Below are 13,837 nucleotides of genomic sequence, written 5' to 3' on the forward strand. Positions count from 1 at the left end.
GTTTATACGGCCAGACTATAAGCATCTGGCCGATATTAATACTAAAAATGCATTCAATCCCAGCTCAGGATCACTTTCCCTGACTGACCTGAACGCATCGCGTCAAAGCCCTGCTGGAATTCATCGATGGAGAACCGATGGGTGATGATTGGCGACAAATCCAGACCAGACTGGATCAGTGCAGCCATTTTGTACCAGGTTTCAAACATTTCGCGACCGTAGATACCTTTAATAAACAGCCCTTTAAAGATAACCTTCGTCCAGTCGACGGACATATCTGACGGCGGAATACCCAGCATGGCAATGCGACCGCCGTGGTTCATGGTGTCCAGCATGGCACGGAACGCTGGCGGTGCACCGGACATCTCCAGACCCACATCAAACCCTTCGGTCATACCCAGCTCGGCCATGACGTCAGTCAGGTTCTCTTTCGCTACGTTTACCGCGCGAGTAATACCCATTTTACGTGCCAGCTCAAGGCGATACTCATTCACATCCGTAATGACAACGTGGCGTGCACCAACGTGCCTGGCGACGGCTGCCGCCATAATCCCGATAGGGCCCGCACCGGAAACCAGCACATCTTCTCCGACCAGATCGAACGACAGTGCCGTGTGTACCGCATTACCGAACGGATCGAAGATTGAGGCTAAATCATCGGAGATGTTATCCGGGATCTTGAACGCGTTAAACGCCGGGATCACCAGATACTCAGCAAAACAACCCGGACGGTTTACACCGACACCGGTCGTATTGCGGCACAGATGAGTACGCCCACCGCGGCAGTTACGACAATGTCCGCAAGTAATGTGGCCTTCACCCGACACGCGATCGCCGATTTTAAAACCTTTCACTTCCTGGCCGATGCCAACCACTTCGCCGACATACTCATGCCCAACAACCATTGGAACAGGGATGGTTTTTTGCGACCATTCATCCCAGTTATAAATGTGAACGTCAGTCCCGCAGATGGCTGTTTTACGGATTTTAATCAGCAAATCGTTATGACCGACTTCCGGTTCAGGAACGTCGGTCATCCAAATGCCTTCTTCCGCTTTCAGTTTGGATAACGCTTTCATTTCACATCCTCAGGCAATAACGCCCAGTTGTTTACCAATGCGTGTGAACGCGTCAACAGCACGCGTAATCTGCTCAGGGGTATGCGCCGCAGACATCTGGGTACGGATACGCGCCTGGCCTTTCGGAACCACCGGATAGAAGAAGCCGGTAACGTAAATGCCTTCTTTTTGCAGTTCACGGGAGAACTGCTGTGCAACGACTGCATCACCCAACATCACCGGAATAATCGCGTGATCGGCACCGGCTAACGTAAAGCCAGCGGCGGACATTTGCTCACGGAACTGACGGGCGTTTGCCCACAGGCGATCGCGCAGGTCATGGCCGGACTCAACCATTTCCAGCACCTTAATGGACGCCGCCACAATCGCCGGAGCCAGTGAGTTAGAGAACAGGTACGGACGGGAACGCTGACGTAGCCACTCAACGACTTCTTTACGCGCGGCGGTATAACCACCGGACGCGCCGCCCAGTGCTTTACCCAGCGTACCGGTAATGATGTCGACACGCCCCATCACTTCGCAGTATTCATGGGAACCGCGGCCGTTTTCGCCGACAAAACCCACCGCGTGGGAATCATCAACCATCACCAGTGCATCGTACTTATCCGCCAGGTCGCAGACGCCTTTCAGGTTGGCAATCACGCCGTCCATCGAGAACACGCCGTCGGTAGCTATCAGCACGTGACGTGCCCCAGCTTCACGCGCTTCTTTCAGGCGCGCTTCCAGTTCCTGCATATCGTTATTGGCGTAACGGAAACGCTTCGCTTTACACAGACGAACGCCGTCGATGATAGAGGCGTGGTTCAAGGCATCGGAGATAATCGCATCTTCTGCGCCCAGCAGCGTTTCGAACAGGCCGCCGTTGGCATCAAAGCAGGAAGAATAAAGAATGGCATCTTCCATACCGAGGAACGCCGCCAGTTTTTGCTCCAGCTGCTTGTGGCTGTCCTGGGTGCCGCAGATAAAGCGCACCGAAGCCATGCCAAACCCGTGAGAATCCATACCCGCTTTTGCCGCTGCAATCAGTTCCGGGTGGTTAGCCAGTCCCAGATAGTTGTTCGCACAAAAGTTAATCACGTGGCTTCCATCAGCCACCGTGATATCCGCCTGCTGCGCAGACGTAATAATGCGTTCTTCTTTAAACAGCCCTTCCGCACGTGCGGTTTCCAGGTCGTTCGTTAACTGCTTGTAAAAATTCCCACGCATTGCAATTCTCCAGACTGGGCAAATTTCAGCACATATTACCCAAAGCTATACATTGATACGAGATGACGCATCATTACTTGTTTAAAATGCAGCATAAATCACGCGTACCCACATAACCCTTCAGGAAAGGTAAAGTCTATACGCCGCAGCACGTTGGTACCCAACTTATGCCCCAGTGTCATCATTTCTCTGAGAAAACGATGATGCCGTTATGGTCAATCCCGCCAATGCAAAAGCCTCATTAACTTTAAGGATATAATTGTCTTCGTAAAAATCCTCAATGGCATGCTGAATCTGCGTCCCTGCGGGCAACACCTTCCCATCGACGATTTCCTGCAGTAGCGACACAAACTGCTCAGGATTATCCGGCGAGTATAAATTACCATTTATCCCTTCCTTGATAATATCTGCAGGACCTGTCTCACAATTAGAACTAATGGCATAGACACCGTGGGCGCTGGCTTCGGCCAAAACCATGCCAAAACCTTCAAAATGAGAAGTTAGCAGCAGACACGTAATATTTTTTAGCGTATTCTGAATATATTCCCAGGGTGATTTCTGCCAACCATGCCAGTGGATATTTTTACTAATACCAAGCGTTTCCGCTAATGCCGTCAAGGTATCAACATCCGGCCCGGTGCCAATAATATCTAATGACCACTCGCCCTTTAATTTAGCCAATCCATTGAAAATCCCACGGATATTTTTTTGCCCATCAGCGACAACCCTACCCAAATAGACAAATCGGGTATTTCCCTTGGGCGTTGGGATACATACCGGGCATCGCGCAACAGGATTGAAAATCGTTGCAATAGAGTTTCTATCTATTCCCATATCAATGAGTTGCTGAGTTATCCCTGAGCTAATTGAAAGATAAAAGTCTGCTTTATTAATGTACTTAATTTTCTTTTTATAATTTTTTTTATAAAAATCAAATATAGAAAAATGAAACCACGAAAATATCTCAACCCGTTTCCCTGTGTATTTTCTGGCAATATTACTGATATAACATGAAAGCGTATCCAGTGAGATAATCACATCGGGTTCTTCCCGAATAATAATTTTCCGTAAGGCATAGGCAAAACATAGACGCCTTAACTTGGTTATTTTTACGTTAGAAGAAAGACGACAATAGCGCTGCCCCGTTAGCCAGTCATCATTAACCTGACTGTTATTATTTTTCTTAAAGAAAACAAAAGAGACATCAATATCAGGATTTTGCATACGTAACAACTTCACCAGGTTAAGGCAAACTGTCTCTGTACCACCAAGCCCACTGATTTCATAACCGGTAATGATTATCTTTTTAAGCTGCATATGTAATTTTCATTCCAACGACTATCGCCAGTCCAAACACCGCGTTCTGTCTTACCCACTGTTCTTTGATGATTCCAAAAAAGGAAGTACTGCACACCAGAACACCCATTTTCTGGCGAGAATCATACACCACGTTACACATGCCCGCCCTCTTAACCCTCTTCATCGTAATTGAAAGCAATTCAAAAATAGTTTTTGCGTATGACTAACCACCGCATAAAGCGACGTACTGCTGAAGCCAGGGCCATGTAGTGATATGATAGAAGTATTCGTGTCTGAGATTGTCTCTGACTCCATAATTCGAAGGTTACATTTATGATCATCGTTACCGGCGGCGCGGGCTTTATCGGCAGCAACATCGTTAAATCACTGAATGATAAAGGCATCACTGATATCCTGGTGGTGGACAACCTGAAAGACGGCACCAAGTTTGTTAACCTGGTGGATCTGAATATTGCTGACTACATGGATAAGGAAGACTTCCTGATCCAGATTATGGCCGGTGAAGAATTCGGCGATATCGAAGCAATTTTCCACGAAGGCGCATGCTCTTCCACCACCGAGTGGGATGGCAAGTATATGATGGACAATAACTATCAATACTCCAAAGAGCTGCTGCACTACTGCCTGGAACGCGAAATTCCGTTCCTGTACGCCTCTTCTGCAGCCACTTACGGCGGACGCACTTCTGACTTCATCGAATCCCGTGAATATGAGAAACCGCTGAACGTTTACGGCTACTCAAAGTTCCTGTTCGACGAGTATGTTCGTCAGATCCTGCCAGAAGCGGATTCGCAGATTGTCGGCTTCCGCTATTTCAACGTCTACGGACCGCGTGAAGGCCACAAAGGCAGCATGGCAAGCGTGGCTTTCCATCTCAATACCCAACTCAACAATGGCGAAACGCCAAAACTGTTTGAAGGTAGCGAAAACTTCAAACGTGATTTCGTCTATGTTGGCGATGTTGCCGCCGTTAACCTGTGGTTCCTGGAAAACGGCGTATCCGGTATCTTTAACCTCGGTACCGGTCGCGCGGAATCATTCCAGGCCGTGGCGGATGCTACGCTGGCGTACCATAAAAAAGGCAGCATTGAGTACATTCCGTTCCCGGAAAAACTGAAAGGCCGCTACCAGGCGTTTACTCAGGCGGATCTAACTAACCTGCGCGCAGCAGGCTACGACAAACCGTTTAAGACCGTGGCCGAAGGCGTAACGGAATATATGGCCTGGCTGAACCGCGACGCGTAAGTATGAAAATTTTGGTGATAGGCCCGTCCTGGGTTGGCGACATGATGATGTCGCAAAGTCTCTATCGCACGCTCAAGGCGCGCTATCCCCAGGCGATAATCGACGTGATGGCACCGGCATGGTGTCGTCCGCTGCTGTCGCGCATGCCTGAAGTCAACGACGCGATCGCCATGCCGCTAGGACACGGCGCGCTGGAGATCGGTGAACGGCGTAAACTTGGTCACAGCCTGCGTGACAAACGCTACGATCGTGCCTTCGTGCTGCCGAACTCATTTAAGTCAGCGCTGGTGCCGTTCTTTGCGGGCATTCCTCATCGTACCGGCTGGCGCGGTGAGATGCGCTACGGCCTGCTCAATGATGCACGCGTGCTGGATAAAGAAGCCTGGCCGCTGATGGTCGAACGCTACGTGGCGCTGGCTTACGATAAAGGCGTAATGCTTTCCGCGAAAGATTTACCGCAGCCGTTGTTATGGCCACAACTGCAGGTCAGTGAAGGTGAAAAATCACTGACCTGCAGTCAGTTCTCTCTTTCTGCTGAACGCCCAATCATCGGTTTTTGTCCTGGGGCAGAATTTGGCCCGGCCAAACGCTGGCCGCATTATCACTATGCGGAACTGGCAAAGCAGCTGATCGACGAAGGTCATCAGATCGTACTTTTTGGCTCAGCCAAAGATCATGAAGCCGGTAATGAAATTCTGGCGACGCTCAGCACGGAACAGCAGGCATGGTGTCGTAATCTGGCTGGCGAAACGCAGCTCGAGCAGGCCGTTATTCTTCTCGCCGCCTGTAAAGCGGTAGTCACCAATGACTCAGGATTAATGCACGTAGCCGCCGCGCTGAACCGTCCGCTGGTCGCCCTGTACGGCCCCAGCAGTCCGGACTTTACTCCGCCTCTTTCCCATAAAGCACGCGTGATTCGCCTGATAACGGGCTATCACAAAGTGCGTAAGGGCGATGCGGCGCAAGGGTATCATCAGAGCCTGATTGACATCACTCCTCAGCGCGTTCTGGAAGAACTGAACGACCTGTTGTTACAAGAGGAAGCCTGACGGATGCGGGTGCTGATCGTTAAAACATCGTCGATGGGCGATGTACTGCATACGTTGCCTGCGCTAACCGATGCGCAGCGGGCAATTCCCGGTATTCAGTTTGACTGGGTAGTTGAAGAAGGGTTCGCGCAAATCCCGTCCTGGCATTCAGCCGTTAACCGCGTGATCCCCGTGGCGATTCGCCGCTGGCGTAAAGCCTGGTTCTCAGCACCGATTAAAGCCGAGCGTAAAGCGTTTCGCGATGCGGTGCGTTTACAGCAGTATGACGCGATAATCGATGCCCAAGGTTTGGTTAAAAGTGCCGCGCTGGTGACGCGTCTGGGGCGCGGCGTCAAGCACGGCATGGACTGGAGCACGGCCCGAGAACCGCTGGCAAGCCTGTTTTATAACCGTAAGCATCATATTGCCAGGCAGCAGCATGCCGTTGAACGTACGCGGGAACTGTTTGCGAAAAGTCTGGGGTATACTAAACCGCAGTCGCAGGGCGATTATGCGATCGCGCAGCATTTCTTGCACGATCTTAATACTGATGCAGGCCAGTATGCGGTATTTTTGCATGCAACAACCCGTGACGATAAACACTGGCCAGAAGCCAACTGGCGGGCGCTGATAGGCCTGTTAAATAATGCCGGAATACGTATTAAGCTGCCCTGGGGGGCACCTCATGAAGAAGCGCGGGCGAAGAGACTTGCAGAAGGATTTAATTACGTAGAGGTTTTACCACGTATGAGCCTGGTGGAAGTGGCCGGGCAATTAGCTGGCGCTAAATTTGTCGTGTCAGTTGATACCGGATTAAGCCATTTAACCGCCGCACTGGATCGACCGAACGTTACGCTATATGGTCCAACGGACCCAGGTCTGATTGGTGGCTATGGGAAGAATCAAGTGACATGCCGTGCACCAGAAAAAAAACTTTCTATGCTCAAACCAGATCAGGTTTATGCTCATATAGCGCTACTGTAATTTTTCTCGATTACGCATAGCAGATACGTTAAATAAGTTGATTGCTTTATGCTCTTCTCATTTAACATATCTGCGGCCTCAAGAAATTCTTGATATAAAATGAGGATAAAACACATTTTGGTTCGTGCCAGACTATATCTTATCCCTTTACTTCCACCAACATAACCCCAGAATAAATCGGCGAGCATTCCAATATGAGGACGATATTTTGCGTCTCAAGAATGATTTTTCCTTTTTCTTACCACTCTTTATCTCTTTACGTTCTTTTTCTAACCAGCTCCCAGATAACTCTTCAGGGTGGTGTACGAAGCTTGCCAGATAAATATCAGAAAAATAACCTTGTCGCATTAAGTACGCCCATTCATCGATGATGAAGAAGTTATTTTCAAAACGAGAGATTAGCCGTTTTGCGGTATCGGAGTTTATTAAATAACCACAAGCTCTCAGAACATAACCATGTCCAAAGATAACTTTCCCGAATTTTTGCCCACCTATTTTTTTAAATTTTGCAAGATTTAAGACAACCTTCCTATTATATCTTAATCCGTCTTGCCCACCGAGTAGATACAATGAATTTTTACTAAGAACGTTTTCATCAACTGTTGATATGAATTTTTTGAAGTTCTGATCAATTATAGCATCATCTTCAAGAATACAGACCCAATCTTGTCCCTGCTGTAGGAACTGCTTATAAGCTTTAATATGGCTTGACGTACACCCAAGCTCACCGTCCGTTGGCGTATGGTTCTCTCTACGCTGGAAGTCAGTCAGCGGTATTTTTTGCTTCTCATCCAGAGACAGATGTTTGCCATAGATAGCATCTACGAATGAATACTCTATATTTAAAGCATCCATTATCTCTGATATTTTTTTCCGTCGAACGTTGTCAAAAGGAAGTGAAATGACCAATACATGCATGTGTTCATACCCTTAAACATTACAATCCAGACTAGCCGCCTGGCGAAATCTAAAGTTTATTTTTTGATGTGTGATTAATTATTCTTTCTGTTTTTCTCGTATATGTTGAGAAAAGAGATAACTCATCATGCATTATTGCACGAATATCATTTTGAAAATATATCTTCAAAAATCTAAAATAATCCCTTTGCGTCAACCCTATATTTAACGATGAAAAATAAAGGCCTATTAAATCTTTATTTCGCCAGCGAACGGGAACTGTATTTCTTATTTGGGCGCGATGCAAGTCAATGACGGAGAGTTTAAACGCGTTATTGTCGAAATTAGCAGGCTGATGCAATAAAAAATGACAGAGATAACAATCTCGGTGATTAACACCCCCCTGATGCATTTTTCTAACCATGACGGCTATCCGTTCAATCAATGCCTGTTTAACATTGCGTGATGGGGGATTTTGTAACCAACCCGCACAATAATCTTCCAGACTAACCGCCGGACTCAAATCCTCAGTAATAATAAATGATATACGGTTAAGTGGATTAATGCCCTGTTGTCCAAATCCAACACCCTGCATTGTATCTACACCTAACTCTTGCAAACGATGTATTGCATTCCATTCTCTGTCTGCACCCAGTACAGGTAAGCGTAACGAGAGTAAATTCTTTATCACTTCTTTCAGTTTGGTTCCCTGGTGCCATTTTAAGAAATAACTTTGCCCTGCAACATCAAACCTTATGGTTCTGCGGGTTTCAAGCTGTCTAAATGTTTCTCCCTGCAATTTTTGCACTTCATAAAAAATATTTTTCCCTTTCCACAAGGATAAAAATGGTTCTTTAAGCTCAACCATGGTTACCGCCTATAATAAGATCAGCTGCTTTCTCTGGTAGACTATAAATGTCTTGAGTATCGGCAAAGAGTTGTGCATTTTCTCTCCATGTATTTCTCTGCCCTGAGTTAGATAAAGCAAAGTAAACGGCTTCATTCAATGAATTTTGTTCAAAGGGTTCATCAATGACAATGCCACAGTCTGCCTCTTTGACATAATGGGCATATCCGCAGACTGCGGTTGTTATGACAGGTAACCCTGCGGCAATAGCCTCAACGAGAACGATCCCAGCGGCTTCCTGGTATGCCGGATGAATCAAGAGGTCGGCTGCCGCCATTAGCTCAGAAACATCATTACGGCCAGGGAAGAACTTGATACTGCCAGCAACATTGTACTCCTTTGCCAGTTTTACATAGCGATCGGCCTTATCTTGACCAACAACAAACAGCATAGTTTGTTTACGAATGGGTTCTGGTAAGGAAGCAATTGCCTTTATAGTCCTGTCGACGCCTTTTCGGGAAAAGTCAGAGCCGATTTGTATAATTAAGTACTGTGTGTCACTGATATTATTTTCTTTTCTAAAGCTAACTCTACAGTTTTGTACCTGGGCACTATATTTTCTGTCCGGATATATTCCTGGAGGCAGTATATGAAAGCGCTGATTTTCAGTATGATAGTGCTTCTGAAAATCAGCAATTTGCTTATCTGTTAACATCAACAATTGTGTTGACTTACCCTCAACAAATGTTGCTTTTTCAAAAGAGGCATAATGGCGATATCGCGGTGTAAGACGATAGAAAAAGCCTTTTTCTTGAGAAACTTTTTCTGCGTAACAAACATCAGCAGCATAATAAACATCTAATCCCGGCATTTTATTAAATCCAACGACCCGATCTACCGGATTATTCTCAAGATGTTTACATACCCACCGATAGTACTCACTGTTTTTTCCGTGATTAGAACATGATTTGACCGGAACAATTACTATATCCAGGTTGTCTGGAATATTCCCTTGCCAGGATTGTGTGTAAACCCGAACATGATGCCCGCGTGATGCGACCGTCAACGCTATACGCAAAAAGTCACGTTGTAAGCCGCCAAACGGAAAATATTTATACAAACAGAAGGCAATAACCATTTTATATATCCGGATGCTTTATTGATCAAATTTAGGTAGCATTGACTCAACGGCGACAATAACGTCCTGTGCGGGTATTGCTGCTAAATATTTTTTACTTCGGTCGAGGTTCTCTCGCACTGGCATAGATTGATAATCGCCTGCCCAAAATTGGATGACATTATCAGACCATGGTCGCCAGGCGATATGATCAGTGGCCCCAAAAAGACAAATAATTGGCGTTTTAACTGCCGCAGCAATATGCATTGGGGCAGAATCGACCCCAATGAAAAGAACAGCATGATCAATTAATGCGGCAAGTTCTGGGAAGGTTGTTTTCCCGGCGACTTCGGTTAAAGGTTTTATCTTACATCTCTTGGCAATATCATCAATACATAATAAATCACTGGCCCCTGGTCCTGAAGTCAGTACAACCTGATAACCCAGGAGATGTATTGCATCAATTACTTGAGAGAATCGATCGTTCTCCCATGATTTGAAATCTTGTCTCGCTGTGGGTTGTATGACCACGTATTTATTAGTATCAACCTGTGGAAGTTTACTCCGGACGGATTGCCAGACTTGCTCGCCATAAACCATCGTCAGTACAGGGTGTAATTCTTTAAGATTTAATGGTGCTAAAACGGATAAATTACGTTCAACCCAATGTTCGCCGCTTAGAGCAACATGGTGAGTAAAACTGTTACGCCAAAATCTCTTGTTTCTATGTGCAAAATCATGCGTCAACTTTATTGGACAATCTAAACAGCGACATATGACAGCAACGATCCACTGATCGGTAAGATTGACAACCAAGTCATAATGATTACTGCGTAATACCTTTATCAAGGCCAGGAAATTTTTTATCTTTTCAAAAGTAGGATTTTTTTTATTTTTAATTCCATAAAGCTCATGAATGTCTGGATTTTCCGATAGAATAGGAAAGGTATCTTCATAGAGCAAGACATCAATATCAGCATTAGGATAGTTTGTTTTAAGAGTGCTGATGACTGGCGTGGTTAGCAACATATCGCCATGAAAGCGCATTTTTATTACCAGGATTTTTTTCACACTAGACCCTTGCAGGTTATTGTTAATTTTTAAATCACGCTACCGCCCCAGGCTCAACAGCTACCTGTATACTGCAGATCACACTATCTTATTTCATCGTCTATATTATACCACTATTCATTTGACAATTCGATATCTGTGGAAATTTTCGATTGCTATTTTATAGTAAGTTAACATCTATAGCACATGGTGTTATTTTTCACACTGAGGAGATTGAGCCAATGTATTACACTCATCACAAAGGCTCATTTTTATTGTTAATCTTCTATTTTATTTTTCACATTTTGCTCATACATCATCAGGATCGATATGCTATATAATAAAAAAACATTGATGAACATTTTTTCAAATAAGCAATACACCAAAATATAACCAACGAGAGAGCATAGTAATGAAATGCTAAAAATATCTTTGTGCATTCTAACTCTGGCATATATATCTTTAAATGTAATGCAAAACGCCGCAGAAAATAAAACCAAGCCGATAGCACCCAGATTATAAAGTATTATAATAAAGAATGGTTCATCAATATTATAACTGTTATTTCGTTCAGAAAATACTCCGCCATTTTTAGGGGCATGATGTTCTTCTAAATACTCGTTATACGTAGAATTTCCATATCCAATACCAAAAAATATATTACTTATATTTTTCATTACCAAAGGGAGGCGGTCTGATATAATTTCATCACGACTGGATGTTACATTCGTCATTTGCAAAGTTTGATCAATTTTCATTCTTACCTGGCCCACCGTATTGTAGGTTCCAACAAGTAATGTACTCATTATCAAAGACAGATAGCATGTAACAATCAGAAATCGCTTAAGCGATTTACTCAAAAAAAATGAAATCAGTAAAATTTCTACAATGACGGATAATACCCCCGCTCGACTCCCAGTGTATAACAGAAATACAAAGGCCAACACGGTGATAATGTATAAGATCATTTTTAGAAAAACATTTCTGTATAAAATCGCGCCCGTCAATGCAAACGGATAAAGCATAACAACATAGAATGCAAAACCATAACGCAGCTGCAAATAAAGTTCCTGCGGATTGTTTTTTATGATTCTAAGCACTGGAACAACCAAAACTATGTAGCTTAAAGTAAGAATGGCACCAATTACAAAGACACTCCTTAGCATAGTTTTATGCTTGCTAAATGCGCCGAAAAATAACGCCATTATTAACGGATAACGCCAATCCTTTAATAGGATAACAAAAGCATCGAGAGATTTATCTTTGTAGGTAAAGAAAATGATACAAACCAAACACCACAATGTAAAGAGTAATAGCGTTTTTCTTTTCTTTATAAGATTGGTTAAAGTATGTTTAATGTTTAATTTATTAATATTAATATAATAAATTGATAATACCACGGCGAGTAAAGAGGTCATATTTAGCACCCCTTGATTATCTATAGTAAATAATCCAAAAATCATTAATATCAATACAATTCTGCTTAAAATCAAGATATTACCATTTTGACTGTATCTTACTTGATTCATATAATTCAAATCTCACTTCTTAAAATTACCTTATTAATCAACAACAAGCGCTTACTCGCACGATGTATGAGGCTTATCTTATTATATTACATGATAAAAATCCCCAATTAATTTTAGTCTATCTCTCTCGCTGCGCTTTCTGGCATCATCCTTAACAAATAAAAATCATAACGTGTTGATTTAATGCACAAAATCAACCATCAACTATCTCTTTCATTCCTCCAGGGTTTGTTTTATTCTATGCCCAAAGGAGAGCCATTTTGCCTTGCATAAAGACTCGTGCACTCTGAAAGGATCAAAAGGAAAAGATGTGAAAACAAATATAATAGAATATATTAAGCATGCACATACTGAAAATACCGATAAGCAAAGCGCATGTGTCAATATTACTTATGGTGCTGATAAACCCTTTCTTTATGGAACAGGTGTTTCTATTACATCAGTACTTTTAAATAATCAAGATCTAAGCTTTCACTTCCATATATTCACCAATTATCTGGATGAGTATCAGTTTACTCTCTTTTCTATCCTGGCGAATAAATATAAGACCCAGATTACATTTTATGTTTTGAAAGATGAAGCATTAAGAAATCTTCCTACCGCATCCAAAGCATGGAATTACTCCATCTATTTTAGATTGATCGCAATAGATTACTTCTCTGATAAACTAAATAGTATTATATATCTTGATTCAGATATCATATGCAAAGGGAGTATCAAATCTTTACTCCTGGAGGAATTTAATAACAATGTGTTAATGGCTGTTCACGACAGGTTTGTTGACACATCCTCACTTATCGGCATTGACCCGGAATTATATTTCAACTCTGGTTTTATGTATTTTAATCTTCCAGAATTAAAAAATATAGACCTAACACTACAGGTCATATCAAAAGTCAATGAGAATCATTTTTCACATCCCGATCAGGATGCTTTAAATGTTCTTTTTAACGACCGTGTAAAAATCATAAGTCATATATTCAATTCATTCTTTAATATTGATACATTAGCCAAAAAAGGCGGTGATGCTTTTAGTATCACCCCCCAAACTGTATTTATACATTATGTTGGAGTAACCAAACCCTGGCATGATTGGGCGCAATATTATGCAGAAACGGATTACTTCAAAACAGCTAGAATAAACTCACCCTGGAGGGATATCCCTTTACTAGCACCAACCACATATAAACAGTTATCGCGTAAAAGCACACATTTAAAACACAACGGCCATTTACTTGGGGCACTTATCTATTATATAAAATATTTAGTTAAAAAAATTCAAGTACAGAAAAAAAACTAATGCGTTAATATCATTATTTTATTAAGAATGGCTATAATACCAATAGACATAGATGACGATCTTAATGACTATAGCCATTCTATTTTCAGCCTTCTACCGTAGAGTTTGCAGGATGGAGCATCGGAACGTACACCTCCTTCCCCATGATCCGAAGGGTTTCCTCAAAAAATCAACAAAAATGATGGTAAAGCCACAGTTAAATACATAGAATCCCCAGCACATCCCTAGGTTAGCC

Annotated in this window: 12 protein-coding genes; 4 read left to right on the forward strand and 8 right to left on the reverse strand. The window is 43.4% G+C overall.

Annotated features, from left to right (window positions below; all coding sequences use genetic code 11):
• Positions 1 to 53: 53 nt before the first annotated feature.
• The 3 genes from tdh to QNN86_RS10360 form a co-directional block, all read right to left on the reverse strand.
• Positions 54 to 1,079: an L-threonine 3-dehydrogenase gene (tdh, locus tag QNN86_RS10350; RefSeq protein WP_181618289.1), complete on the reverse strand. Its 1,026-nt coding sequence runs from the start codon at positions 1,077 to 1,079 to the stop codon at positions 54 to 56.
• 9 nt (positions 1,080 to 1,088) lie between these two features.
• Positions 1,089 to 2,285: a glycine C-acetyltransferase gene (kbl, locus tag QNN86_RS10355; protein WP_096759089.1), complete on the reverse strand. Its 1,197-nt coding sequence runs from the start codon at positions 2,283 to 2,285 to the stop codon at positions 1,089 to 1,091.
• A 165-nt stretch (positions 2,286 to 2,450) separates the two neighbouring features.
• Entirely contained in the window at positions 2,451 to 3,602 is a 1,152-nt protein-coding gene (locus QNN86_RS10360) for a glycosyltransferase (protein WP_279277515.1), read from the reverse strand.
• A 315-nt stretch (positions 3,603 to 3,917) separates the two neighbouring features.
• Between QNN86_RS10360 and rfaD the strand changes: the two genes are divergently transcribed.
• From rfaD to rfaC, 3 genes are read left to right on the forward strand one after another with little or no spacing between them, the layout of a single operon-like run.
• A complete protein-coding gene (rfaD, locus tag QNN86_RS10365) occupies positions 3,918 to 4,850 on the forward strand; it encodes an ADP-glyceromanno-heptose 6-epimerase (RefSeq protein WP_096759088.1) in 933 nt (310 codons plus the stop codon).
• Positions 4,851 to 4,852: 2 nt separating this feature from the next.
• Entirely contained in the window at positions 4,853 to 5,899 is a 1,047-nt protein-coding gene (gene rfaF, locus QNN86_RS10370; protein WP_414211047.1) for an ADP-heptose--LPS heptosyltransferase RfaF, read from the forward strand.
• A gap of 3 nt (positions 5,900 to 5,902) precedes the next feature.
• Positions 5,903 to 6,862, forward strand: coding sequence for a lipopolysaccharide heptosyltransferase RfaC (gene rfaC, locus QNN86_RS10375; protein ID WP_414211048.1), 960 nt, complete (start codon positions 5,903 to 5,905; stop codon positions 6,860 to 6,862).
• Between the two features lie 147 nt (positions 6,863 to 7,009).
• On the opposite strand, the gene QNN86_RS10380 is transcribed toward rfaC, so the two are convergent.
• The 5 genes from QNN86_RS10380 to QNN86_RS10400 form a co-directional block, all read right to left on the reverse strand.
• The gene (locus QNN86_RS10380; RefSeq protein WP_414211049.1) at positions 7,010 to 7,780 is read right to left on the reverse strand and encodes a glycosyltransferase family 25 protein; all 771 of its coding nucleotides are present in this window, start codon (positions 7,778 to 7,780) and stop codon (positions 7,010 to 7,012) included.
• 49 nt (positions 7,781 to 7,829) lie between these two features.
• The gene (gene rfaP / locus QNN86_RS10385; protein WP_181618284.1) at positions 7,830 to 8,627 is read right to left on the reverse strand and encodes a lipopolysaccharide core heptose(I) kinase RfaP; all 798 of its coding nucleotides are present in this window, start codon (positions 8,625 to 8,627) and stop codon (positions 7,830 to 7,832) included.
• Positions 8,620 to 9,744: a glycosyltransferase family 4 protein gene (locus QNN86_RS10390; protein ID WP_181618283.1), complete on the reverse strand. Its 1,125-nt coding sequence runs from the start codon at positions 9,742 to 9,744 to the stop codon at positions 8,620 to 8,622. Before QNN86_RS10390 ends, rfaP begins: the two co-directional genes overlap by 8 nt.
• Positions 9,745 to 9,762: 18 nt before the next feature.
• Positions 9,763 to 10,794, reverse strand: coding sequence for a lipopolysaccharide core heptosyltransferase RfaQ (rfaQ, locus tag QNN86_RS10395; RefSeq protein WP_414211050.1), 1,032 nt, complete (start codon positions 10,792 to 10,794; stop codon positions 9,763 to 9,765).
• 257 nt (positions 10,795 to 11,051) lie between these two features.
• Positions 11,052 to 12,302 carry an O-antigen ligase family protein gene (locus QNN86_RS10400; RefSeq protein ID WP_279277512.1) on the reverse strand — a complete coding sequence of 417 codons (1,251 nt, stop codon included), beginning with the start codon at positions 12,300 to 12,302 and terminating at the stop codon, positions 11,052 to 11,054.
• Between the two features lie 310 nt (positions 12,303 to 12,612).
• On the opposite strand from QNN86_RS10400, the gene QNN86_RS10405 reads away from it, so the two are divergent.
• On the forward strand, positions 12,613 to 13,602 hold the full coding sequence (locus QNN86_RS10405; protein WP_279277511.1) for a glycosyltransferase: 990 nt from the start codon (positions 12,613 to 12,615) through the stop codon (positions 13,600 to 13,602).
• Positions 13,603 to 13,837 lie beyond the last annotated feature (235 nt).

It is taken from the genome of Citrobacter sp. C348 (assembly GCF_047467975.1).
Classification (GTDB): domain Bacteria; phylum Pseudomonadota; class Gammaproteobacteria; order Enterobacterales; family Enterobacteriaceae; genus Citrobacter; species Citrobacter gillenii.